Genomic DNA, 295 nt, shown 5'->3' with positions numbered 1-295 from the left:
AGCGCCTGTTCGTCATCCGCCCCACGCGGCACCTTGCGCTGCGTCGATCGATGCTGACCCAACACCCGGCAGATCCGTCGCTCGGACACCGGAAGCTCTCGTCGCACATGATCGATGCAGCGCCGTCGTCGCGCAGGGCTCAGAAGTTTCCCCGGGCTGCCTCCTGCAAGATCAGCTTGTCCAGCGTCAGGTCCGAGATCGCCCGGCGCAGCCGCAGATTCTCCTTCTCCAGATCCTTCATCCGCCGCGCCTGGTCGGTCTTCAGCCCACCATATTCCTTGCGCCAGCGGTAGTA

1 pseudogene is annotated in these 295 nt (G+C 64.4%); it reads right to left on the bottom strand.

What is annotated here, in order from left to right:
- Positions 1-295, bottom strand: a pseudogene (locus QBJ92_RS20600) (transposase); the annotation flags it as partial.

It is taken from the genome of Sphingomonas echinoides (genome assembly GCF_029623395.1).
GTDB classification, from domain to species: Bacteria; Pseudomonadota; Alphaproteobacteria; order Sphingomonadales; family Sphingomonadaceae; genus Sphingomonas; species Sphingomonas echinoides_A.
This window is presented reverse-complemented; position numbering and strand designations above follow the sequence as displayed.